A 23,553-nucleotide genomic window follows, 5' to 3' on the forward strand; every position below is an offset into this window, starting at 1 on the left:
CTCGATCCGGCATTCCCGCCCATGGTGGAAAAGCGCTCCGCTCCCTAGGCTGGCTGATCGTGCCCACCCCCGTCATCACCGCCGACCGCCTCGTGAAGAAGTACGGCGACCACGTCGCCGTCGACGGCCTCTCCTTCGAGGTCGCGCCCGGCGAGTCCTTCGGGCTCCTCGGCCCGAACGGCGCCGGCAAGTCCACGACCATGCGCATGATCGGCGCGGTCTCGTCGCGCACGGGCGGGTCCCTCGACATCCTCGGGCTCGACCCCGACACGCACGGGCCCGAGATCCGCTCGCAGCTGGGCGTCGTGCCGCAGGCCGACAACCTCGACCTGGAGCTCAAGGCGCGCGACAACCTCATCGTCTACGGCCGCTACTTCGGCCTGCCGCGCAAGCAGGTCGCGGCGCGCGCCGACGAGCTGCTCGAGTTCGCGCAGCTCAGCGACCGCGCGGGGGCCAAGGTCGACGACCTCTCCGGCGGCATGAAGCGCCGCCTCACCATCGCGCGCGCCCTCATCAGCGACCCGCGGATCCTGCTGCTCGACGAGCCGACCACCGGTCTCGACCCGCAGGCCCGCCACATCCTCTGGGACCGTCTGTTCCGCCTCAAGGAGCAGGGCACGACGCTCGTGCTCACCACGCACTACATGGACGAGGCCGAGCAGCTCTGCGACCGGATCGTCGTGGTCGACGAGGGCCGCATCATGGCCGAGGGGTCGCCCGCGTCCCTCATCCGCGACCACTCGAGCCGCGAGGTGCTCGAGGTGCGCTTCGGCTCCGACCGCAACGAGTCCGCGTCGCGCGAGATCGCCGGGTACGGCGACCGGGTCGAGGTGCTGCCCGACCGCGTGCTCGTGTACGCGTCCGACGGCGAGGCCGTGCTCAGCCGGATCCTCGAGCAGGGCCTGAAGCCGATCACGACGCTCGTGCGCCGCTCCAGCCTCGAGGACGTCTTCCTGCGCCTCACCGGACGGAGCCTGGTCGAGTGAGCGCCGTCGACACCCGCGAGGCGGCCGTCGCCGGCGGCGTCCGCCCGCGCCGCTTCGGTGCCTGGTACGCGGCCGAGCACCGGCTGCTCGGGATCCGCGCCTACCTCGGCACGGCGCTCGCGACCGGCATCGGGAGCCCCTACGTCTACCTCTACGCGCTCGGCGTGGGCCTCGCCACGGTCGTCGACCGCGGCACGGACGCGAACCAGGCCCTCGGCGTCAGCTTCCTCGTCTTCGTCGCGCCGGCGCTCCTCGCGACCAGCGCCATGACGGTCGCGAGCGAGGAGTTCAGCTTCCCGATCTTCGGCGGCTTCAAGTGGAACCCCGTGTTCCAGGCGATGAACGCATCTCCGCTGACCCCCGCGCAGATCATCGACGGCCAGGTCATCGGCGTCGCGATCCGCATGGCGCCGACCTGCATCGCCTACTTCGCGTTCATGCTCCTGTTCGGCGCGGTGCCGCTCGGCACGGGGTTCCTCGCGATCGGCGCCGCCGTGCTCACCGGCATGGCGATCGGCGTGATGCTCATGGCCTACGTCGCGACCCTCACGCAGGACACCGGACAGATCGCGATGGTGATGCGCTTCGTGATAACCCCGCTGTCGCTGTTCTCGGGCACGTTCTTCCCGCTCACGCAGTTCCCGGTCTGGCTGCAGTGGATCGGCTGGATCTCGCCGCTCTGGCACGGCACCGAGCTCGGCCGCGTCGCCACCTACGGCTTGGAGGAGCCGCTCTGGCTGACGCTCGCGCACGTCGCGTACCTGCTGCTCTGGCTCGCGGTCGGCTGGACGCTGTCGCGCCGCGTCGCGACGAGGAGGCTGCGCGCATGACCGGATCCACGATGCCCGCGAACGCGCCCGCGCCCGCGCCCGCCGCGCGTCGCAGCCGCGGCGGCCCCCGCTCGCTCTACGCCGGCAACGCCCGCTCGGTCCTGTCCCGCGGCCTCCTCGCCACGCGCAGCACCAACTGGACCATCGTCCTCTCCGGCTTCTTCGAGCCGGTCTTCTATCTGCTCGCGATGGGGATCGGCCTCGGCTCGCTCGTGGGCGACGTGACCACGAGCACCGGCCAGCCCGTGCCGTACGCCGCGTACATCGCGCCCGCGCTCCTCGCGGTCTCCGCCATGAACGGCGCCGTGTACGACTCCACCTGGAACGTCTTCTTCAAGATGAACCACTCGAAGCTGTACCAGGGCATGCTCGCGACCTCGCTCGGGCCGCTCGACGTGGCCTTCGGCGAGATCGGGCTGGCGCTGCTGCGCGGCGTCGTCTACTCGTCGGGCTTCCTCGTCGTGATGCAGGTGCTCGGCCTCAACCTGTCGTGGTGGGCGATCCTCGCTCTGCCGTCCGTGGTGCTCATCGCGCTGGCGTTCGCGAGCTTCGGCATGGCTGTGACGAGCTACATGAAGACGTTCCAGCAGATGGACTGGATCAACTTCGTCCTGCTGCCCATGTTCCTGTTCTCCGCGACCTTCTACCCGCTGTCGGTGTACCCGGCGTGGATCCAGACGGTCATCCAGGCGCTCCCGCTCTGGCACGCGGTGGAGCTCGTGCGCGGCTTCACGACGGGCGCGCTCTCCATCGCGGTGCTGGGGCACGTGCTCTACTTCGCCGTGATGACGGCGATCGGCCTGGTCTTCACGACGCGGCGGCTGCGGGTCCTCTTCCTCGACTGAGGCCGCTGGCCACGAGCCCGAGCCCGGCGCCTCCCATCACGACGGCCGCCGCGGCGATCGCGACCGGGTAGGCGGCGGGCTGCGCGTCCGCCGGGAGGAGGGCGAGCACCTGCGCCGTCACGACGGTGGCCAGGAGCGAGGACGCCGCGAGCACGGTCGACGTGAGCGACGAGACGCGGCCCATGGTCCCGACGGGCGCCTCGGCCTGGAGGATCGGGCCCTGGGAGACGAGGAAGACCGCGAAGACGAGGCCCGCGAGCCCCATGAGGATCGCCGCGGGCAGGAACGCGCGCACGGTCGAGTACGCCGCGTACGTGGCGCCGAGGGTGACGAGCGCGAACGGCAGCGCGCGCTCGGGGCGGATCCGGGCGACGAGCGCGGGCGCGGTGAGGGCGCCGACGAGGCCGCCGACCGCGAACATGGCCGTGACGACGCCGTACTCCGCCGCGGTCAGGCCCATCGTCGTGAGGGCGACCAGGGCGAGGGTCGCGTTGTTGACGCCCAGGGTCACGCCGTACGCGGCGAGGCCGGCCACGAGGATCCGGAGCCGGGGCGATGCCCGCACGATGCGGATCCCGGCGGCGAGCTCCGCGCGGAAGCGGGCCCGCGCGGAGGCGACCGCGCCGGGCGCGTCGACGTCCACCCGGTCCGCATCCGCCGCCGTCGCCCCGCGCTCGCGCACCGCGAGCACCAGCGCCGCCGACGCGAGGAACGACACCGCGTCCATCACGAGCGCGGGCTCCGGCCCGAGCACCGCGTAGACGGCCGGGCCGGTCATGGCCGAGAGGATCCCGACGCCCGTGCTCGCGAGCAGGGAGCGCCCCGCCGCGGCCGCGCGGCGGTCGGCCGGCACGACCACCTGCACGAGTGCGGCGCGCGCCGGGTCGAAGAGCTGGGACACGCAGCCGATGAGGAACTGCGTCGCGATCACGGCGGCGATCACCACGGGCACGGGCCCGGCGACCGCGATCACCATGAGCGGCACGAGCAGGGCGGCGCGCGCGAGGTCGGCCGCGACCATCACGCGGCGCGCGGGCCAGCGGTCCACGAGCACGCCCGCGACCGGCGCGAGCACGAGGCGCGGAAGGCTCGTCGCGCCGATGACCGCGCCGATGTAGAGCGGCAGGGCCGGGTCGCCGGGGGCGAGGCCCGTGGCGAGCCAGACGGTCACGGTCGCCGCGAGCACGTACTCGCCGAAGGCGGAGAGCGCCTGCGCGACCCAGATGAGCGCGAACGAGCGGGAGATGAGGAGCGGAGGGCGTGGGTCGCGCGCGCGACGGTCGGGGTCGGGCACGGGCGGCCTCCGATCGGTCGTCTCCTCCCCACGGTAGCGGCAGGCGCGGCGGTGCCCGGGCCGTGCCGGGCGGGTGGATCCGCTCGGTACCCTGGCCGAGAGCGCCACCCGGGCGCGGCCGGCCACGCGCCGGGGGAGGCAGGTGCCCATGGGCCGCGTCGTGGTGCTCGGATCGCTCAACGTCGACCAAGTGGTGCGCGTGCCGCGGCACCCGCAGCCGGGGGAGACGCTCATCGGGTCCGACCCCGAGCGCCTCTGGGGCGGCAAGGGCGCGAACCAGGCCGTCGCGGCGGCCGACGCCGGCGGCGAGGTCGCGATGGTGGGCGCCGTGGGCGACGACGCCGACGGATCCGCCTACCGCGCGCGCCTGGCCGACCGCGGCATCGACGTGTCCGGCCTCGTCACCGTGGACGACGCCACGACGGGCCTCGCGATCATCGCGGTGGACGACGACGGCGAGAACACGATCATCGTCGCGCCCGGCGCCAACGCCCGCGTGACCGACGCCCACCTGGATCCGCTCGACGCGCTCGCCGCGGGCGACATCCTGCTGGCCTCGCTCGAGCTGCCCCTCGACACGATCGCCGCGGGCGTCCGCCGCGCGCACTCCGCCGGCGCCCGCGTCGTGCTCAACCTCGCGCCCTTCGCCGCGCTGCCCGCCGACGTGCTCGCCCTCGCGGATCCCGTGGTCGTCAACGAGCACGAGGCGGGCCTGCTCCGCGCGACGGGCACGCCGGCCCCCGCGTCGCTGCTCGTCACGCTGGGTGCCGAGGGCGCGATGTGGGGCGGCGTCGAGGTGCCCGCGTCGAAGGTCTCCCGCGTCGTCGACACCACGGGCGCGGGCGACGCGTTCTGCGGCGCGCTGGCCTCGGCGCTCGCCGCGGGCGCCGACCGCGAGGGCGCCCTGGTCGTCGCCGCCGACGCGGCTGCGGTCGTCGTGCAGCGGCAGGGCGCACAGCCGGCGGACGACTGAACCCCGTGGGCGAGTGCGGCGTCGCCGCGGGCGTCAGACCGGGCGCCGCCGACCCCGTCTGACCGCCCTCTCCTCGAGCGACCGGTCGCGGGACAGCGGGTAGGCGCGGTCGAGGCGCGGGCCGACGACCACGCGGAGCAGGAACTCGGAGAGCAGCGCGCCGCCGGCCCAGTACGCCCCGATGAGGAGCGCCGCGACGCCGGGCAGCACGCGAGTGGCGATGCCGGCCACGACGAGCAGCGTCCAGACGACCCCGACCCCGTAGTACAGCGACCGGAACCCGTCCGTCACCGCGTCACGCCGCTCCTGCTGCCGCTCCGCGCGGTCGTCGAGCGCGGACACCGTCCGGCCGAAGTCGTCCTGGCCGACGGCGGCGAAGAGATCCCGCACGGGCACCTCCAGCGCCTTCGCGACGAGCGACAGCGTCTCGAGGCTCGCGTCGTTCCCGGCCTCCAGGCGCTGCACCGTGCGCACCGTGATCCCGCTCGCCTCGGCCAGCCTGTCCTGCGTCCAACCCCGTTCGCGGCGGAGGTCCGCCACCCGTGTCTCGTTCATGGGGCCAGCCTGGCGGCCGGGCGCCGCGCGCACCACGACGCCGACCCGACAGGGCCACGGCATCCGCCCGACAGCGGGACGACAGCGGGGCGACGGCGGGGCGACAGCGCCGGGAGCGCGCGGATGCCCGGCGTCGGATCCCGCGCTTGCCCCCTGCACGGGGTCCATGAGATGCTCGTCGCGCTGCGCTTCTTATGCGCATAAGTAGATCACCGGCTCGCGACGCGGGCGCTTCGTTCAAGGAGGAACACGTGAAGACATCCATGCGTCTCGGCGCGGTCGCGACCGTGCTGGCGGCCACCGTCGCGCTGACCGGCTGCGGCCGGTCCGCCGACGAGGGATCCGGCGCCGCGGCCGCGACCACGCTCGGCTCCGAGCCCGCGACCGGCAAGGTCACCATGTGGGCCATGGGCGCGGAGGGCGAGGCCCTGCCCGCGTTCCTGAAGACCTTCGAGGACGCGAACCCCGGCGTCGAGGTCGACGTCACGGCGATCCCCTGGGACGCCGCGCACAACAAGTTCCAGACCGCCATCGCGGGCGGCACCACCCCGGACATCGCGATGATGGGCACCACGTGGATGGCCGACTTCTCCGACGCCCTCACCACCGTGCCCACCGACGTCGACGCGAGCGACTCCTTCCCCGGCTCCCTCAGGACGAACTCCGTGAAGGACCGCGCCGCCGGCATCCCCTGGTACGTCGACACCCGCGTGCTCTACTACCGCACCGACCTCGCGGCGAAGGCCGGCTGGACGACGGCCCCCACCACCTGGGACGAGCTCAAGCAGATGGCGTCCGACATGCAGACGAAGGCCGGCGCCGCGCACGGCATCCGCCTCCCCGCCGGCAGCGACGCGTTCCAGGGCACGCTCTGGATGCCGTGGTCGAACGGCGCCGAGATCGCCGACGGCGCGAAGTGGACCCTCGACACCCCCGAGATGCGGGAGGCCTACGAGTACTACGGCAGCTTCTTCGCCGACGGCATCGCCGACCCCGACGTCGACGTCTCGTCCGGCGCGCAGGAGGCCTCGTTCGTCGACGGATCCACGCCCATGCTCATCGAGGGCCCCTTCGAGATCGGCCAGCTGAAGGCCGTCGGCGGAGCGGACTTCGCGTCGAAGTTCAGCACCGCGGTGCTCCCGGCGAAGGAGACCTCGGCCTCGTTCAGCGGCGGCGCCAACCTCGTCGTCTTCGACCAGGCGAAGAACCAGGACGCCGCGTGGAAGCTCGCCCGCTGGCTCGGCCAGCCGGAGACGCAGGCGGCCTGGTACGCCGCCACGGGCGACCTGCCCGCGTCGCAGTCCGCCTGGCAGGACCCCGCGCTGCAGTCCGACCCCACCCTCGCCGCGTTCGGCGAGCAGCTGAAGACCGCGAAGTCCGTGCCCGTGAGCACGAACTGGGTCAAGGTCGGATCCGCCGCGGACTCGGCGCTCGAGCAGATCCGCCGCGGCACCTCCTCGGTGCCCGACGCGCTCGCGAAGCTGCAGTCGGACGCCGACTCCATCGGCTCGGCGGAGTAGCCGTTGGCCATCACCGCGGAGCGTGCGGCCGGGACCCGTCCCGGCCGCACGCGGTCCCCGCTCGTCGCCCGGCAGCGCCGTCGCCAGGCGATCATCGCCTGGGGTTTCTGCCTCCCGTTCGTCGCCGTGTTCGCGGTCTTCATGCTCGTGCCGCTGGTGAGCTCGTTCGCCATGTCGTTCACGGACTTCCGCGCGACCGACATCCGCTCGCCGTTCGCGGTCGACTTCGTCGGCCTCGACCAGTACGCGGCGCTCTTCACGGACGCCACGTTCCTCCGCTCCATCGGCGTGACCGCGTTCTTCGTGGTCGTCGGGATCCCGGTGACGATGGTCGTCGCGCTCGCCCTGGCCCTGGCGTTGAACTCCGGCCGGGGCCGCATCGTCTCGTTCTTCCGGGTCGGGTTCTACGCGCCCGTCGTGACGAGCATCGTCGCGGTCTCCGTCGTGTGGCGCTACATCCTGCTGCCGGACGGGCTGCTCAACTCGGCGCTCGCGGTGGTCGGCATCACGGGCCCCAACTGGCTGAGCGACACCACGTGGGCGCTGCCCTCGCTCGTCGCGATGGCGGTGTGGCGCAACGTCGGCACGCTCATGATCATCTTCCTCGCGGGCCTGCAGGCCGTGCCCGAGGAGGTGCAGGAGGCCGCGGTGATGGACGGCGCGAGCCCGTGGCGCCGGCTGATCTCGGTGACGCTGCCGCTGCTGCGCCCGACGCTGCTGCTCGGATCCGTGCTCATCTCGGTCGGCTTCCTGCAGTTCTTCGAGGAGGCGTTCGTGATGACGCGCGGCGGCCCCCTCGACTCCACGCTGTCCGTCGCGTACTACACCTACCGGCAGTTCGGCTTCGGCGAGTACGGCCTCGCCTCCGCGGCGAGCTACGTCCTCTTCCTCGCCATCGCCCTGCTCAGCCTGCTGCAGTTCCGGCTGCTGCGGTCGAAGGACTGAAAGGCACCGCCATGACCACCACCGCATCCGCCCCCGCCGCCCCGGTCGTCGCCGAGGCCGCGACCGGCACCCCGCCGCGTCGCCGGCGTCGCACCGACCGCGGCCGCCGCACCCGCGCGATCGTGTACCTCGTCCTCGCCGCCGTGCTCTGCGTCTGGCTGCTGCCCTTCATCTGGATGGCGCTCGGCAGCGTGAAGACGCAGGGCGAGATCCTGCAGCGACCGCCGACGTGGTGGCCCGCGGATCCCGTCGCCGACAACTTCGCGCAGTGGTTCGGGCCGCTCGACTTCGGCACGTTCTTCTCCAACAGCCTGGTCGTCGCGCTCGTCACCGTGCTCGGCAACCTCGTGTTCTGCTCGATGGTGGGCTACGCGCTGGCGAAGATGGAGTTCCCGGGCAAGCGCATCCTGTTCCTCACCGTGATGGTGACGCTCATGGTGCCGGGCGTCGTCACCTTCGTGCCGCTGTTCGTCATGGTCTCGGGGCTCGGCCTCGTGAACACGTACGCGGCGCTCATCCTCCCGTTCATCACGGCGCCCATCGGGGTGTTCCTCATGCGGCAGTTCATGCTCGGGATCCCCGAGGCGCTCATCGAGGCCGCGCGCCTCGACGGCGCGGGGGAGTTCCGCATCTTCTCCCGCATCGTGATGCCGCTGTGCGGGCCGCCGCTCGCGACGCTCGGGATCCTCACGTTCCTCGCGTCGTGGAACAACTTCCTCTGGCCGCTCGTCGCGGCGCAGACCGAGGGGATGTACACGCTGCCGATCGCCCTGTCGCTGTACTCGACCGGGCAGAACGCGACCGACTACGGCCTGCTGCTCGCGGGATCCGTGCTCGTGATCGCGCCGATCCTCGCCCTGTTCGTGTTCCTGCAGCGCTACTTCATCCAGGGCGTCGCGACCGCCGGCCTCAAGTGACCACCTCCCGCCTCCGACCCTTGGAGACCCCCATGCCCCGCGCCCCGCGCACGCTCCTCACCGCCCCCGACGGCACCCGCTTCCGCGACCTCGACGGGGACGGGGTGATGGCGCCCTACGAGGATCCGCGGCGGACCCCCGAGGAGCGCACGGCCGACCTCGTGGGGCGCCTCAGCCTCGCGGAGAAGGCGGGTCTCATGTTCCAGACCGTGATCGAGGTCGGCGCCGACGGGGAGCTGAAGGAGGAGCCGGGCGCGATCTCGAAGTCGGGCACCACCGAGGTCGTGGTCGGCAAGGGCATGAACCACTTCAACGTGCACGAGATCCGCACGGCCCGGCAGGCCGCGCGCTGGAGCAACCGGTTGCAGGAGCTGGCGGAGTCGACGCCGCACGGGATCCCCGTGACCGTGAGCACGGATCCGCGGCACGCCTTCGTGGAGAACGCGGGCGTCGCCTTCTCGGCCGGCCCGTTCTCGCAGTGGCCGGAGGCGCTCGGGCTCGCGGCGCTCGACGACGTGGACGCCATCCGCGCGTTCGCCGACGCCGCCCGGCAGGAGTACGTGGCCGTGGGCATCCGCGCGGCGCTGCACCCGCAGATCGACCTCGCCACCGAGCCGCGCTGGGGGCGCCAGGCGCAGACGCTCGGGCACGACGCCGATCGCGTGGCCGAGTTCACTGCCGCGTACCTCGACGGCTTCCAGGGTGCGGCGCTCGGATCCACGAGCGTCGCGTGCACCACCAAGCACTTCCCGGGCGGCGGCCCCCAGAAGGACGGCGAGGACGCGCACTTCCCGTACGGCCGCGAGCAGGTGTACCCGGGCGGGATGTTCGAGTACCACCTGCGGCCGTTCCGCGAGGCGATCGCGCGCGGGACCGCCGCGATGATGCCGTACTACGGGATGCCCGAGGGCCTCGTGCGCGACGGCGAGGAGATCGAGCCGGTGGGCTTCGGCTTCAACCGGCAGGTGATCACCGGGCTGCTGCGCGAGGAGCTCGGCTACGACGGCGTCGTGGTCACCGACTGGGAGCTCGTGAACGACAACCACGTCGGCGACCAGGTGCTGCCCGCGCGCGCGTGGGGCGTCGAGGAGCTGACGCCCCACGAGCGCATGGAGCGGATCATCGCGGCCGGCTGCGACCAGTTCGGCGGCGAGGAGTGCGTCGACGTGCTGCTCGACCTCGTGGCCGATGGGCGGGTCACCGAGGCGCGCCTCGACGAGTCGGTCCGGCGCCTGCTGCTCGTGAAGTTCCGGCTGGGGCTCTTCGACGACCCCTACGTCGACGAGGACGAGGCCGAGCGCATCGTCGGCCGGGCGGACCTCCGCGAGCTCGGCTTCCGCGCGCAGGCCGCGTCGGTCACCGTGCTCGAGAACCGGGAGCGCGACGGCCGGCCCACGCTGCCGCTGCCCGTCGACGGACCCCGGATGCGCGTCCACGTCGAGGGCATGCGCCCCGAGGCGCTCGACGGCTGGGCGGATCCCGCGGACGGGCCCGACGACGCCGACCTCGCGATCGTGCGGCTCGGCGCGCCCTTCGAGCCGCGCTCGGACCTCTTCCTCGAGGCGTGGTTCCACCAGGGGTCGCTCGAGTTCCCGCCCGGGCTCGTGCACCGGCTCCGGCGGATCGCCGACCGCTGTCCGCTCGTGGTGGTGGTGAACCTCGACCGGCCCGCGATCATGACGCCGCTCGTGCCGTTCGCCTCCGCGCTCGCCGTCGACTACGGCAGCTCCGACGCCGCCGTGCTCGCGGCGCTCACGGGACGCATCGCGCCCGAGGGGCGGCTGCCGGTCGAGATCCCGCGCTCGATGGACGCCGTGCGGGCCTCCCGCACGGACGTGCCGTCGGACACCGCCGACCCGGTGTACCCGCTGCACCACGGCCTCCGGATCCGCTGACCGCGCCCGTGCCCGCCCCGCGCGGCGCCGGGTCGCGGTCGTCCGCGCCCGCCTCGCTACGCTCTCCAGGAGAGAGGACGGTCGCATGAGCCCCCGGCGCCCCACGGTCTACGACGTCGCCGAACGCGCGAAGGTCTCCATCGCGACGGTGTCGTTCGCGTTCAGCCGACCCGACCAGATCAGCGTCGCCACCCGGGAGCGCGTGCTCGAGACCGCGCGCGAGCTCGGGTACATGCCGAGCGCGTCCGCCCGCGGCCTCGCGCGCGGCCGCACGGGGGCGCTCGGGCTGCACTCGTTCGACCTCCTCATCGACCGGCCGCTGCAGCGCGAGCCCGACGCGGCCGCCGCTGCGGACGACGCCGCGGTCGCGCGGACGCCGTACGCACCCGGCCGCACCTTCATCCCGTGGGACGACGCGGGCGAGATCGCGGCGGATCCGCGCGCGTTCCCGCTCTACGTGGACGAGGTGCGCCGCGGCTTCGAGCTCGAGTGCCGCGCGCACGACCGGCCGGTGATGCTCAGCCGCGGCAGCGACACCGCCACGGCGGTCGCCGAGTCGGCCGGCCGCGTCGACGGCCTCGCGATCTTCCCGGGGCCGTCCGCGGCGGCGTCGCTGAAGCGCATGTCGCTCAAGATGCCGATCGTCCTGTTCAGCTACCCGCCGGCGGACGACGGGCACCACCGGGTCACGTCCGACAACGCCGGGGGAGCGCGCGAGCTCGTGCGGCACCTCGTGGTCGAGCACGGGATCACCGACCTCGGGTTCGTGGGCGCCACGAGCGTGGGCGACTACCGGGAGCGCTTCCAGGGCTACCGCGCGGCGCTCGCGGAGCTCGGGGTCCCGGCCTCCGACGAGGTGCTCGACGACACGGTGCTCGGCGAGGGATCCGGCTTCGGCGGCGTCATCGCGGCCCTTCGCGCCGGGAGGCTGCCGCGCGCGCTCGTGTGCGCGAGCGACCAGCTGGCGCTCGCGCTCGTCGACCTGCTGCGCGCGGAGGGCGTCGACGTGCCGGGCGACGTCGTGGTCACGGGCTTCGACGGGATCCTCGCGGGCCTCCTCGCGACGCCGCGCCTCACGACCGTGCGGCAGCCCATGGAGGCGATGGGGCGCGCAGCGGCCCGCATCCTCATCGACACGACCACGGGCACGCAGCCGGCGGATCCCGTGACGCTCCGGCTCGGCACGAAGCTCGTGGTGCGCGAGAGCTGCGGCTGCCGCGGCTGACGCCGGAGGGCCGCTAGCGGCGGAGACCCCGGCGGCGCACGACCTCGACGACGAGCGCCAGCAGCAGGATCGCGGCGCCGGCCGCGGCGAACGCCCACGCGATCTCGATGCCCCCCGGTTCCTCGCCCGCGATGCCGCCCATCACGGCGCCCAGCGCGACCGCCAGGACGAGCGCGCCGCACCCGGCCAGGGTCGCCGCGAGGATCCGCATTTCCGCGACCATCACACCGGCTGCAGCGCGAGCTGCTCGCCCGCGGGCAGCTCGACGCGCACGGCGTCGTCGGGGCGGACCTCGCCGCCGGTGATCACGACGCCCATCACGCCGGACTTCCGCACGACGTTCCCGTCGGCGTCGCGGTCGAGCACCGCCTTCATGGCGCCCGAGCCCAGCTTGTCGATCTGGATGCACGGGTTCCGGAGGCCCGTCAGCTCGACCACGGCCTCGGCGCCGAGGTGCAGGCGCGTGCCCGTGGGCAGGTCGAGGAGCGGGACACCCGCGGTCGTGACGTTCTCTCCGAGGTCGCCGGGGCCGACCCGGTAGCCCTTCTCGGCGAGCTCGTCGTGCAGCTCGGCGTGGACGAGGTGCACCTGGCGGAGGTTGGGCGCATCCGGGTCACGGCGCTTCCGCGAGAGGTGCTGGACGGTGGTGCCGAGGTGCGCGTCGCCCTCGACGCCGAGGCCCGCGAGGAGCGTGATCGAGGGGCGGACGGGCTTGGAGAAGCGGTGGGCGTCGTCGCGCGCGACCGCGAGGACCCGGGGCGATGCGGACGGCTGCATGACAGCGACGATAGCCGCGCGGCCCCCGGCGGGCGAGCCCCCGGGCAGGACGGGGGCGCGGATCCCTCTCCTCGGGCGGTCGTCCCGCTAGGTTCGCAGCATCGACGGCGATGGGGGATGCGATGCGCGCGACGGCCATGAGCGGATCACCGCGGACGACGCTGGTGGCGGGTCTCGCCTCCGCGGGCGCGCTGCTGCTGCAGCCCGGGCTGCTGGGCGGCTCCCGGATCCAGCCGACGCCGGACATGGCGTCGACGATCGTGCTGCAGGGGCCCGTGGTGACGGTGGCCGCGCTGGCCATGTCCGTGCTCGCCGCGGTGGTGCTCGTGCGCGGCGTGCGCGGCGAGCCGGGGATGATGCGGGCGTCCCGCGCGGCGGGCGTGGCGGTGCTGGTGGTCGCGGGCGCGCAGGCCGCGCTGGCGCTGACGAGCGCGCTGATCGGCCTGACGCTCGCGGACCCGACGGAGCCGGTGCTGCCGTCGGCCCTGGTGATCCTGTCCCGGGCGGCGGTCGCCGTCCATGCGCTCGCGCTCGCGGTGCTCGCCGTCCTGGTCGTCCGCGGGCGGCTGCTCGAGCCGGTGGCCCGCGTGTCGCTCCTGGTCCTCGCGTCGGCGACGGCGGTGTCCTGGCTGTCCGAGACGGGCATCGGGGCGTTCCTGCCGGGAGACGGGTGGGTGCCGCTCCTGTTGCTGCTGCTCGTCGCGCTGCGGACCGTGATCCTCGTGGCGTCCGTCGGGCTCGTGATCGGCCTGCTGGTGCACGGCAGGTCGGCGGCGATGCGGGCGCGGGCCGAGGCGATCCACCGGGCCTGGTGAACGACGGAGGGCCGGGCCGACGCGTCGACCCGGCCCTCCGCGCCCGCCGTCAGCGGGCGGCGGCGGGAGTGCTCCGCGCCTCGCCGTGCTCGCGCACCACGAGGAGCGCCACGAGGGAGATCGCGGACGCGACGCTGAGGTAGATGCCGACGAGCATCACGCCGCCACCGCCGATGTCCCACAGCCACGTCGCGATGAAGGGCGCGACGGCCCCGCCGATGATGCCCGCGAGGCTGAACGCGAGGGACGCGCCCGTGTAGCGGACGTCGGTGGCGAACAGTCCGGGCAGCAGGGATCCGACGGCGCCGTACCCGATGCCGATCAGCGCGAAGCCGAGGATCACGAACATGAGCGTGCCGGGCAGGCCCGCCGCGAGGAAGGGGTCCATCAGCAGCCCGAACACGACCATGCCGGCGGCGCTCACGGCGACGATCGGGCGCGCCCCGCGTCGCTCGGCGAGCACGCCCGAGACCACGATGGCGATCGCGAAGAACACGACGCCGACGAGGAGCATGAGCAGGAAGTCCGTGCGGGCGTAGCCGAGGCCGGCGTGGAACGAGGCCGCGTCGAACGGCTTGCCCGCGGCCGTGGCGGCGGCCTGCGCGGCCTCCGCGGTGCGCGGCGACGTGCCGTAGGTGACCGTGAACGTGGTCATGAGGTAGAAGAGCGTGAAGATGGCGAGGAGGGCGAGCGCCCCGAGCACGAGCCCGCGCCAGCCGGTGCGGATGGTGCGGCCGAGCGGCAGCCGGGAGGTCTCGCCGCGGTCGAGCACCGCCTGGAACTCCGGCGCCTCCACGAGCTTCACGCGCACGTAGAGGCCCACGAGCACGAGCACTGCGCTCGCGAGGAACGGCACGCGCCAGCCCCAGGACTGCAGGTCGGCGGGGGAGAGCGTGAGCGAGAGCACCAGGAACAGGCCGGTGCTGAGGAAGAAGCCGATGGGGGCGCCGAGCTGCGGGAACGTGCCGTAGATCGCCCGCTTGCCCGCGGGTGCGTTCTCCGTCGCCAGCAGCGCCGCGCCGCCCCACTCGCCGCCGAGGCCGAGCCCCTGGATGAAGCGGAGCACGGCGAGGGCGGCGGGGGCCGCGATCTCCCAGCCCGGCGTGAGCCCGCTCGGCAGGGAGCCGATGAGCACCGTGGCGATGCCCATGGTGAGCAGCGACGCGACGAGCGTGCGCGTGCGGCCGAACCGGTCGCCGAAGTGGCCGAAGAGCACGGATCCGATGGGCCGGGCGAAGAACGCGACGCCGAACACGGCCAGCGACTGGAGCTGCGCGACCGCGGGGTCGTCGTTCGCGAAGAACAGGGCCGGGAACACCAGCACCGCGGCCGTGGCGTAGACGTAGAAGTCGAAGAACTCGATCGACGTGCCGATGAGGCTCGCGACCACGACCCGCGAGCGGGGGTTGGCCGGGGTGGCGACGGGCGGGGCGGTGGCGGGGGCAGCGGACATGGCGGTGGCTTCCGACTTCAGGGACGGGGAGACGCCACGGATCGTGGCGCGCCGACCGTACCGGCGCTCCCCGCCCCTCGGATGCCACCGTTCACATGACGCGTGTCAACTGACGTTGCCCGCGTAGTCCGCGTCGCGGGTCTCGCGGCTGATGATCAGCGCCACCAGCGTGATCGCGGCCATGGCGCTGAGGTACACGCCGACGAGCAGCACGTTCCCGTCGAGCAGCTGCCACAGCGCCACCGCGATGAACGGCGCGACCGCCGCGCCGAGGATGCTCGCGACGTTGTAGCTGATCGCGGATCCCGTGTAGCGCACGTTCGTCGGGAACAGCTCCGGCAGCACCGCGCCCATGGGGCCGAACGTCAGGCCCATGAGGGTGAAGCCGATGATGAGGAGCGCCATCGTGCCGACGAAGCCGCCCGAGAACAGGGGCACGAAGAGCAGGCCGAAGACCAGGATCCCGAGGGTCGTCGCGATGAGCATCTTGCGGCGGCCGTACTTCTCCGCGAGCGGTCCCGAGACCATCGTGAAGATGCCGAAGAACACGACGCCCACGATGAGCATGAGCAGGAAGTCGTTGCGCGCGTAGCCGAGGCCCGCGGCGAACGTGTCCGCGTTGAAGGGCTTGCCGGCGGCGGTCGCGGCGGCCTCTGCGGTGGCGGCGTCGCGCGCGGTGGTGCCGTAGGTGAGCGTGAACGTGGTCATCAGGTAGAAGAGCGTGTAGGTCGCCAGCATGATGAAGGTGCCGAGGATCAGCGGGCGCCAGCTCGTGACGAACACGCGCGCGACGGGCAGCTTCGCGACCTCGCCGGAGTCGACGACCTTCTGGAACGCGGGCGTCTCGATGAGCTTGAGGCGCACGTAGAGGCCGACGATCACGAGCACGGCGCTCGCGAGGAACGGCACGCGCCAGCCCCACGCCTGGAACTGCTCGGGGGAGAGGCCGAGGCTCAGCGCGAGGAAGACCCCGTTGGCGACGATGAAGCCGATGGGCGCGCCGAGCTGCGGGAACGTGCCGTAGATCGCGCGCTTGCCGACGGGCGCGTTCTCGGTCGCGAGGAGGGCGGCGCCGCTCCACTCGCCGCCGAGGCCGAGGCCCTGGCCGAAGCGCATGATCACGAGGAGCGCGGGGGCCGCCACCTCCCAGCCGGGCGTGAGCGCGGTGGGCAGGCAGCCGATCAGCACGGTCGCGATGCCCATGGTGAGCAGCGACGCGACGAGCGTGCCCTTGCGGCCGACGCGGTCGCCGAAGTGCCCGAACAGGATGGATCCGATGGGCCGCGCGATGAACGCGACGCCGAACACCGCGAACGACGCGAGCTGCGCGACGGTCGGGTCGTCGTTCGCGAAGAAGAGCGCGGGGAAGACGAGCACCGCCGCGGTCGCGTAGACGTAGAAGTCGTAGAACTCGATCGACGTGCCGATGAGGCTCGCGATGATGACGCGCGAGCGCGAGTTGCCGGCGGGCGGGGTGGCGGTGGACGGGGCGGCGGTGCGGGCCGCGGGGGTCGTGGACATGGGAGGAGACGGCTTTCGGCTGGTGCGGCGTGAGCGGCAGGGGCGCGCGGAGGGGCGGGCGCGCCGGTCGGGCGCGGGCGCCGGGTGCGGCGGAGACGAGGGGCCACTCGTGATGGCGAACCGAGTTTACGCCCCTGGGGAGAAGCTGTGCGCGGTCCCTAAGCTGGGGTGACCGGCGGATCCCCGCGGCGCCGCCCGACCACGAGGAGCCCCATGGAGCACGAGACCGGCCGCGCGGTCCTGCCGGGGCTCGCGCAGCTCTGCGGGGTCGGGGCGTTCGCCGCGGTCGCGACCGGGTACTGGTACCTGGCGATCCCGTGCGTGGCCGTCGTCGTGATCTGCGTGCTGCAGCTGCGCCGGTGGACGCACCAGGAGCTCGAGGAGCGCGCCCGCCTCGCCGAGGAGCCGACCGAGGAGGATCACGCGGAAGCGCTCAGGTGGGACGAGGACGGCGGCGTCGCCCTCGACCCGCGGCCGTCGGACGAGCCGGGGCCGGACGAGCGGCGCTAGCCCGCGGTGGCCGTCGCGGGTGCGTCGGCCGGGCGGGCGTCCGCCGCGGATCCGCGTCCCCGCCGCAGGAGCCCCGTCAGGTCGTGCGCCGACAGCGACACCGCGAGCACCGCGGCCAGCACCAGCGCGAGCGCGGGGGCGGCGACCGCCCACGGCGCGCGCTCCGCGTAGGCGCTGCCCTCGCTGAGGATCAGGCCCCACTCGGGCGTCGGCCGGGCGCTGCCGAGGCCGAGGAAGCCGAGCGCCGCGAGCGTGAGGGCGACGCCGGGCAGCCGGAGCATCGCGTTCCGCACCACCGGCCCGACGACCGCGGGCAGCAGGTGCACCAGGAGGATCCGCGCGCGCCCGACCCCCAGCACCGGCAGGATCCGCACGTGCGGCTGCGCGCGCGCCTCCTGCATGAGCGCCCCGGCGTGCGCGGCCAGCGGCGCCCAGCCGACGGCCGCCACGGCGATGGCGGCGCCCGCGGTCGACGGGCCCTGGATCGCCGCCACCACGATCCCGGCGAGGATCGGCGGGGCCGCGTTCGCGACCTCGATCGGCCCGATCGCCGCGCGCGGCAGGAGCCCGAGCGCGAGCCCGATGACGCAGCAGACGACGACCACGAGGAGCGCGGTGCCGAGCGTCGTGACGGCGCCGTGGCCGACCCGGCCGAGGAGGTCGCGGCCGCTCGCGTCGGCGCCGAAGGGGAGCGCCCACGACGGCGGGGCGAGGCGGCCCGCGGTGGTGGCGAACGGATCCCGCGCGAGCCCCGCCGCGACGATGAGCGCCAGCAGACCCGCGGCGACGGCCGGCACGACGGCGTCGCGCGGCCGGGCCGGGACGCGCGCGTCGGGCACGGGCAGGGATCCGAGGCGGAGGGCGGGCCCGAGGAGCGCGCGACGGGCGAGGTCGGCGAGCACGCCCGCGGCGACGGCGGCCGCGAGGAGCGCCAGCACGCCCGCCTGGAGCGCGGGGACGTCCTGGCTGCTGGCCGCGCCGAGGGTCGCGCGGCCGATGCCGGGGATCGCGAACACCTGCTCGACCGCGACCGCGCCGCCCGTGAGCCCCACGAGCACGAGCCCGACCTGCCCGAGCACCGACGGCAGCGCGCGGCGCAGCACCGCGAGGGTCGTGCGCGCGGGGTGCAGGCCCGCCATCGCCCAGGTGGCGACCCAGCGCTCGGCGGACGCCGCGCGGATCGCGTCGGCGAGGAGGCGGCCGACGAGCCCGCCGCCGGGGATCCCGAGGGCGAGCGCCGGGAGCACCGCGTTCGCCGGCCCGTCCCACCCGGACGGCGGCGCCCAGCGCAGCCACACCGCGACCACCACGAGCAGCGCGGTCGCGAGCAGGAACTCGGGGAGCGCGGTGAGGGCGGCGGCCAGGGCGCCGGATCCGCGGGCCGGGCGCCCGCGCGTCGCGGCGTGCAGGGCGGGCGCGCAGAGGAGCGCCGCGACCACCACGGCGACCGCGATCGCGAAGGCCATCAGGGTGAGGGAGACGCCGAGCGCGTCGAGGGTGCCGTGGATGACGGGGCGGCCCGAGATCCACGACGTGCCCAGGTCGCCGCGGACGACGCCCGCGAGCCAGTCCGCCGAGACGGCGAGCGGCCCGCGGTCGAGGCCGAGCTGGGCGCGCACCGAGGCGAGCGCCTCCGGGGTGGCCTCGAGATCGGCGTAGCGCGCGCGGAGGATCGTGTACTCGGGCGAGCGCCCCGAGAGCCAGGGCAGCGCGCCGACGAGCGCCACGAGGCCGCCGATCGCGACGACGCGGGACGCCCCGACGACGAGCCCGTCGCGCGCGCGGCCCATCAGCGCGTGACGCGCGTGTCGGCCGTGATGAGCGCGCGCTCGCGGGGATCGCGCACGGCGCCCGTCACCCCGGCGGCCTCGCCCTGGATCACGCGCTCGTGCAGGAGCGGCACCGCGGCGTCGTCGGCGAGCACGAGCGACTCGACCCGCATGATCGCGGCGCGCCGCTCGGGCCCGGCCGGCAGCACGGACGCGTCGGCGAGGGCCTGGTCGACGGCCGGGTCGCACTCCTGCGAGATGTTGAACGAGCCCTGGCACGCGAAGTCGCTGTAGAGGTACGCGGCCGGATCCCCGGAGTCGAGCACGGTGGCGCGCGACAGGATGAAGGCGTCGAACTTCCCGGCCAGCGCGTCGGCCTCGATGTACTGGTACTCGCGCACGTCCTGGGTCACCTGGAAGCCGGCGGCCTCGAGCTGCTGCTCCAGCTGCACGGCGACCTCGGGGAGCTCGGCCCGGTCGGTGAAGGTGCCGAGCGTGATGGGCACGCCGTCGACCCTCGCGGGCGTCGCGCGGCCCGCGAGCGCGTCACGGTAGGACGCTCCGTCGCGGAGGTCCGCGGCCCAGGGCAGGGCCGGCCCGAGGAGCCCGGCGGCCGCGTCGGCCCGGCCTTCGTAGACGCCCGAGACGAGCGCGGCCCGGTCGACCGCGGCCTGGGCGGCGGCGCGCACGGCGGGATCCGCGAACGGCCCCGTCCGCGTGTTCAGGTACAGCGTGTTGGTGCGCGGCATGGCGACCTCGTGCAGGAGCTGCGGATCCACCTGCGCGGCCTGGCCCACGGGGATCGCCTCGACCACGTCGGCCGTGTCGGTGCGGAGCGCGGCGGCGCGGGCGGTGCCGTCGGGGACGAAGCGCACGTCGATGCCGGCGGACGCGGCGCGGCCGCCCCAGTAGTCGTCGAACCGGTCGAGCGTGGCGGATGTCGTGCCGTCGACCGCGGTCAGGCGGAACGGGCCCGTGCCGGTGCCGACGGGCGAGACCGTGCCGTCGGCGCCGTACGCGGAGGCGGCGAGGATCGCGAGCTGCGGGCTTGACATGCGCTGCGGCACGAGAGGGTCGGGCGTCGCGGTGCGCACGACGACGCGGTCGCCGTCCGCGGTGGCGGTGAGGTCGACGCCGTCGAGGATCCGCGGCTTCGGGCTCGCGGTCGCGGCGGCGGTGAGCGAGGCGGCGGCCTGCGCGGCCGTGAGCGTCGTGCCGTCGTGGAAGGGCACGTCGGGGCGGATGTCGAAGGCCCACGTCAGGTCGTCGACGCGGGTCCAGCCGGTGGCGAGCTGCGGCTGGGCGTCGCCGAGGTCGTCGAGGGTCACGAGCGTCTCGGCCGTGCTCCAGCGCGCGAGCTTGAAGGCGTCGTCGCTGAGCGGCGTGAGGCCGGAGCGCGGCGGCTGCAGCATGGCGAGGCGGATGCGGGCGTCGCCGTCCTGCCCGCCTCCCGTGCTGGATCCCGGGCTCGCGGCGAAGCACCCGCTGAGGGCGAGCATGGACGCGGCGGCGAGGGCGATCAGGGCGGCGGAGCGGGCGGGGCGGGGGCGTCTAGCGGGCATGGGGTCCTGTCTCGGGGATGCGCGGGGCATCGACGGCGATGCGCGGGGCATCGGGGGTGGTGGTCGGGGGAGCGCTCGGCCGGGCCGGACAGGCCGCATGCGCAGGGACGGGAAGCAGCCGGGGCAGGCCGACGGCGGCGGCGACGGGGAGCGCGGCGAGGATCCCCCAGGCGACCGCGGGCGCGGAGTCGAGCAGGGATCCCACCACGCCGCCGGCCACGAGCACGGCGATCCCGCCGCAGCTGGCGAGGAGGCCGTAGAACGACGCGGTCGGGCGGCTGGCGGCGAAGGACGGGACGAGCTCCATGGTCACGGGACCCGCGGTCATGTGGCCGAGCGTGAGGCAGGCGACGAGGATCGCGGCCGGCACGAGCTCGGCGCCCGCGGGCGGCGGCACGACGGACGCCAGCGCGAGCGCCGCGAAGCCCGTCGCGGTGGTGCCGAAGCCGCACGCCAGCGCGCGGCCGGGGCCGAGCCGCTTCGCGAGGAGCGCGACGGGCCACTGCAGCGCGATGGTGAGGAGCGAGACGGCGAGGAACGCGGATCCGACCGCCGCGGTCCCGGCGCCGGTCCGCGCGAGCTCGAGCGGCAGCCCGAGGTAGAGCTGGTTGTAGGCCACGAGGTCGACGGCGAACAGGGCCGAGAAGGCGAGGAAGCGGCGGTCGCGGACGGCGGCCCAGCGGTCGGCGGGGGCGGTGGCAGGCCGGGCGACGGCACCGGCGGCGGGCGCGGATCCCGCGGGCGATGCCGCGGGGGTCCGCCCCGCGTCGGCCGGGATCACGCACCAGAGCGCGACGCCCACGGCCGCGAACAGCGCGGCGCCCACGAGCACGGTCGCGGAGAAGCCGAGCCCGAGCAGCGCCGCCCCGGCGAGCGGGCCCACCGCCGCGCCGACCTCGCCCACCAGCACGAGCGCCGCGAACAGCGACGGCCGGCCGGGTCGCCGGGTCGCGCGCGCCCGCACGTCGGCGGCCGCGACGAGGCTCTGCAGCGCGGGGCTGAACAGCGCGCCGCCGAGCCCCGTGAGGATCGCGCCGACGAGGAAGCCGACCAGGTCGGCGGCCAGCGCGAGCCCCAGGTAGCCGGACACGCGCACGACGCAGCCCGCGGCGATGAGGGTGCGCGGGCCGAAGCGGTCGGCGAGCATCCCGCCGAGGAGGAACAGGCCCTGCTGGCTGAAGGTGCGGGCGCCGAGCACCAGGCCGATCGCGAGGGCGCCGAGCCCGAGGTCGTCGCGCATCACGACGGCGAGGAACGGGACGACCGCGTAGAAGCCGAGGTTGAACACGAGCTGGCTGGAGAGGAGGACGGCGGCGTGGGGCGCGGCGGTGCCCGGGCCCGCGGGTCCGGTCGGGTGGGGCGCGGTCATGCGGTGAGCGCTCCCGGCAGCCGCGGCACGGCGTCGGCGAGCTCGCGCGTCGCCGGGTGCGCGGGATCGGCGAGCAGGCGCCCGGTCGGCCCCTCCTCCACGATCCGCCCGCCCGCGAGCACGACGCTCCGCCCGCACAGCCGCGCGACGGCGTCGAGGTCGTGCGACACGAGCACGAGCCCGAGTCCCCGCTCGCGCACGAGGCCGCCGAGCAGCTCGATGATCCGGTCGCGCAGCGGCAGGTCCACCCCGCTCACGGGCTCGTCCGCGAGGAGGATCCCGGGCGACGTCGCGATGGCCCGCGCGAGCGCCACGCGCTGCGCCTGCCCGCCGGAGAGCTCGCGGGGCCGGCGGTCGGCGAGCGATGCGGCGAGGCCCACGTCGTCGAGGGCGCGCGCGACGATCGCGGCGTGGTCGCCCGGCACGTCGAGGCGGCGGAGCGGCTCGCGGATCAGCTGCCGCACGGTCATGCGCGGCTCGAGGCTCGCGCCCGGATCCTGCGGCACCATCTGCACGTGCCGCCGGTACCAGCGGAGGGCGGACGCGCGGCCGGGCGCGACGGCGCGGTCGCCGAGCGCCACGCGGCCCGCGGTCGGTGCCTCGAGCGCGAGCAGCACGCGCAGGAGCGTCGACTTCCCGGATCCGGAGCGGCCCACGATCCCGACCGTCTCGCCCGGTGCGACGCGGAACGACACGTCGTCGAGGGCGGGTGCGGGGGCGGACGCGGGGCCGGGGGCGCCGGGCGCGCGGGCGGTCCGGGCGGCGCGGCGCGCGGCGGGGTCGCGGCGCGGCGGGTAGCGATGCGTGATGCCGGCCGCGACGAGGGCGTCGGGCGACGCGTCGGCCAGGCGGAGCGCGTCCGTCATCGGGCCGCCACCGCGCCGAGCGGGGCGGCGGCGGCCCCGGCCGCCGACGTCAGGACCGCATCCGCGGATCCGCCGCCCGCCCGCCGGGATGCCGCCGTCACGAGCGCCCGGCTGTACGCGTGCCGCGGTCGCCGCACGAGCTCGCGCATCGCCCCGGCCTCGACCACGCGGCCGGCCTCGAGCACCACGACCCGGTCGCACAGCGCCGCGGCCACCGCGAGGTCGTGCGTGATGAAGAGGAGCGCCTGCCCGGTCGCGTCGAGGCGGCGGCGGATCACGTCGACCACGCGCGCCTGCGTCACGACGTCCAGCGCGGTCGTCGGCTCGTCCGCCAGCAGCAGGTCGGCGCGGCAGAGGAGCGCGAGCGCGAGGCAGACGCGCTGGCGCTGGCCGCCCGACAGCTCGGCGGCGAAGGCGGGGAGCGTGCCGTCGGGATCCTCGATGCCCACGTCGGCGAGCAGCGCCCGCACCTCGCGCCGCGCGTCGCCGCGGGTGAGGAGCCCGCCGTCGGCGGCGGATCCCCGGGCCCGGCTCGCGCGCAGCGCCGCCACGAGCTGCGCGCCCACCGTGACGAGCGGGTTCAGCGCGGCGAGCGAGTCCTGCTGCACGGCGGCGACGCGGCCGAGGCGCTGGCGCGGCGCGGCCGGGGCCACCGCGCGGCCGCCGAGCTCGACGACGCCGCCCACCCGGGATCCGTCCGGCAGCGTCCCGAGCACGGCCTGCGCGGTGAGCGACTTGCCGGATCCGGACGCGCCCACGAGCGCCACGCGCTCGCCGGCGCCGACGCGGAGGTCGAGGTCGTGCACGAGCGGCGTGCGGTCGATCGCGATCGAGAGGGAGCGGACGTCGAGGGCGGGATGCACCGGGCCCCCGTCCGTCCGCGCCGGGTGCCGGACGGTCCGGCGGCGCTCCCGACGACCTTACTG

The 23,553-nt window shown here is 74.8% G+C and carries 22 protein-coding genes; 11 read left to right on the forward strand and 11 right to left on the reverse strand.

Annotation, left to right across the window (positions count from 1 at the left end; translation table 11 throughout):
- The first annotated feature begins 59 nt into the window (after positions 1-59).
- From JOE38_RS15285 to JOE38_RS15295, 3 genes are read left to right on the forward strand one after another with little or no spacing between them, the layout of a single operon-like run.
- Positions 60-986, forward strand: a complete 927-nt coding sequence (locus JOE38_RS15285) for an ABC transporter ATP-binding protein (protein ID WP_045529116.1) — start codon at positions 60-62, stop codon at positions 984-986.
- Entirely contained in the window at positions 983-1,816 is an 834-nt protein-coding gene (locus JOE38_RS15290) for an ABC transporter permease (RefSeq protein ID WP_204577031.1), read from the forward strand. The genes JOE38_RS15285 and JOE38_RS15290 overlap by 4 nt, the downstream gene beginning before the upstream one ends.
- Positions 1,813-2,661: an ABC transporter permease gene (locus JOE38_RS15295; RefSeq protein ID WP_204577032.1), complete on the forward strand. Its 849-nt coding sequence runs from the start codon at positions 1,813-1,815 to the stop codon at positions 2,659-2,661. The genes JOE38_RS15290 and JOE38_RS15295 overlap by 4 nt, the downstream gene beginning before the upstream one ends.
- Here JOE38_RS15295 and JOE38_RS15300 read toward each other — a convergent pair.
- A complete protein-coding gene (locus tag JOE38_RS15300) occupies positions 2,624-3,955 on the reverse strand; it encodes an MFS transporter (protein ID WP_204577033.1) in 1,332 nt (443 codons plus the stop codon). The two genes, JOE38_RS15295 and JOE38_RS15300, sit on opposite strands and share 38 nt — an antisense overlap.
- A gap of 148 nt (positions 3,956-4,103) precedes the next feature.
- Here JOE38_RS15300 and JOE38_RS15305 point away from each other — a divergent pair, with 148 nt between their 5' ends.
- Positions 4,104-4,928, forward strand: a complete 825-nt coding sequence (locus JOE38_RS15305) for a ribokinase (RefSeq protein ID WP_239544854.1) — start codon at positions 4,104-4,106, stop codon at positions 4,926-4,928.
- 33 nt (positions 4,929-4,961) lie between these two features.
- Here JOE38_RS15305 and JOE38_RS15310 read toward each other — a convergent pair whose 3' ends face one another.
- The gene (locus tag JOE38_RS15310) at positions 4,962-5,483 is read right to left on the reverse strand and encodes a helix-turn-helix transcriptional regulator (RefSeq protein ID WP_204577035.1); all 522 of its coding nucleotides are present in this window, start codon (positions 5,481-5,483) and stop codon (positions 4,962-4,964) included.
- A gap of 251 nt (positions 5,484-5,734) precedes the next feature.
- On the opposite strand from JOE38_RS15310, the gene JOE38_RS15315 reads away from it, so the two are divergent.
- The 5 genes from JOE38_RS15315 (at position 5,735) to JOE38_RS15335 (ending at position 11,985) form a co-directional block, all read left to right on the forward strand.
- Positions 5,735-7,003, forward strand: a complete 1,269-nt coding sequence (locus JOE38_RS15315; protein WP_204577036.1) for an extracellular solute-binding protein — start codon at positions 5,735-5,737, stop codon at positions 7,001-7,003.
- 3 nt (positions 7,004-7,006) lie between these two features.
- Complete coding sequence (locus JOE38_RS15320; RefSeq protein WP_204577037.1) at positions 7,007-7,948, forward strand: carbohydrate ABC transporter permease; 942 nt, start codon at positions 7,007-7,009, stop codon at positions 7,946-7,948.
- An 11-nt stretch (positions 7,949-7,959) separates the two neighbouring features.
- Positions 7,960-8,865, forward strand: coding sequence for a carbohydrate ABC transporter permease (locus JOE38_RS15325; protein ID WP_204577038.1), 906 nt, complete (start codon positions 7,960-7,962; stop codon positions 8,863-8,865).
- 32 nt (positions 8,866-8,897) lie between these two features.
- The gene (locus tag JOE38_RS15330; RefSeq protein WP_204577039.1) at positions 8,898-10,760 is read left to right on the forward strand and encodes a glycoside hydrolase family 3 protein; all 1,863 of its coding nucleotides are present in this window, start codon (positions 8,898-8,900) and stop codon (positions 10,758-10,760) included.
- An 85-nt stretch (positions 10,761-10,845) separates the two neighbouring features.
- Complete coding sequence (locus tag JOE38_RS15335) at positions 10,846-11,985, forward strand: LacI family DNA-binding transcriptional regulator (protein WP_204577040.1); 1,140 nt, start codon at positions 10,846-10,848, stop codon at positions 11,983-11,985.
- 13 nt (positions 11,986-11,998) lie between these two features.
- Here JOE38_RS15335 and JOE38_RS15340 read toward each other — a convergent pair whose 3' ends face one another.
- Positions 11,999-12,196 (reverse strand): hypothetical protein, encoded by a 198-nt coding sequence (locus JOE38_RS15340; RefSeq protein WP_239544855.1) that lies wholly within the window; start codon positions 12,194-12,196, stop codon positions 11,999-12,001.
- 11 nt (positions 12,197-12,207) lie between these two features.
- On the reverse strand, positions 12,208-12,762 hold the full coding sequence (locus JOE38_RS15345) for an MOSC domain-containing protein (RefSeq protein WP_204577041.1): 555 nt from the start codon (positions 12,760-12,762) through the stop codon (positions 12,208-12,210).
- 137 nt (positions 12,763-12,899) lie between these two features.
- Here JOE38_RS15345 and JOE38_RS15350 point away from each other — a divergent pair, with 137 nt between their 5' ends.
- On the forward strand, positions 12,900-13,577 hold the full coding sequence (locus tag JOE38_RS15350; protein ID WP_239544856.1) for a hypothetical protein: 678 nt from the start codon (positions 12,900-12,902) through the stop codon (positions 13,575-13,577).
- Positions 13,578-13,626: 49 nt separating this feature from the next.
- Here the strand turns inward: JOE38_RS15350 and JOE38_RS15355 are convergent, their stop codons facing one another.
- On the reverse strand, positions 13,627-15,030 hold the full coding sequence (locus tag JOE38_RS15355; protein ID WP_204577042.1) for an MFS transporter: 1,404 nt from the start codon (positions 15,028-15,030) through the stop codon (positions 13,627-13,629).
- A gap of 105 nt (positions 15,031-15,135) precedes the next feature.
- A complete protein-coding gene (locus JOE38_RS15360; RefSeq protein WP_204577043.1) occupies positions 15,136-16,551 on the reverse strand; it encodes an MFS transporter in 1,416 nt (471 codons plus the stop codon).
- 213 nt (positions 16,552-16,764) lie between these two features.
- Between JOE38_RS15360 and JOE38_RS15365 the strand changes: the two genes are divergently transcribed.
- Complete coding sequence (locus JOE38_RS15365; protein ID WP_204577044.1) at positions 16,765-17,061, forward strand: hypothetical protein; 297 nt, start codon at positions 16,765-16,767, stop codon at positions 17,059-17,061.
- Here JOE38_RS15365 and JOE38_RS15370 read toward each other — a convergent pair.
- Genes JOE38_RS15370 through JOE38_RS15390 form a run of 5 tightly spaced genes read right to left on the reverse strand, consistent with a single transcriptional unit; the run spans position 17,058 to position 23,490 of the window.
- Positions 17,058-18,851: an ABC transporter permease subunit gene (locus tag JOE38_RS15370; protein WP_204577045.1), complete on the reverse strand. Its 1,794-nt coding sequence runs from the start codon at positions 18,849-18,851 to the stop codon at positions 17,058-17,060. The two genes, JOE38_RS15365 and JOE38_RS15370, sit on opposite strands and share 4 nt — an antisense overlap.
- Positions 18,851-20,392 carry an ABC transporter substrate-binding protein gene (locus JOE38_RS15375; RefSeq protein WP_204577046.1) on the reverse strand — a complete coding sequence of 514 codons (1,542 nt, stop codon included), beginning with the start codon at positions 20,390-20,392 and terminating at the stop codon, positions 18,851-18,853. Before JOE38_RS15375 ends, JOE38_RS15370 begins: the two co-directional genes overlap by 1 nt.
- On the reverse strand, positions 20,382-21,761 hold the full coding sequence (locus JOE38_RS15380; RefSeq protein WP_204577047.1) for an MFS transporter: 1,380 nt from the start codon (positions 21,759-21,761) through the stop codon (positions 20,382-20,384). The genes JOE38_RS15375 and JOE38_RS15380 overlap by 11 nt, the downstream gene beginning before the upstream one ends.
- Positions 21,758-22,627 (reverse strand): ABC transporter ATP-binding protein, encoded by an 870-nt coding sequence (locus JOE38_RS15385; protein WP_204577048.1) that lies wholly within the window; start codon positions 22,625-22,627, stop codon positions 21,758-21,760. The genes JOE38_RS15380 and JOE38_RS15385 overlap by 4 nt, the downstream gene beginning before the upstream one ends.
- Complete coding sequence (locus JOE38_RS15390) at positions 22,624-23,490, reverse strand: ATP-binding cassette domain-containing protein (protein ID WP_204577049.1); 867 nt, start codon at positions 23,488-23,490, stop codon at positions 22,624-22,626. Before JOE38_RS15390 ends, JOE38_RS15385 begins: the two co-directional genes overlap by 4 nt.
- Positions 23,491-23,553: the final 63 nt, after the last annotated feature.

Origin of the sequence: Clavibacter michiganensis (assembly GCF_016907085.1) — a bacterium.
Lineage (GTDB): Bacteria > Actinomycetota > Actinomycetes > Actinomycetales > Microbacteriaceae > Clavibacter > Clavibacter michiganensis_O.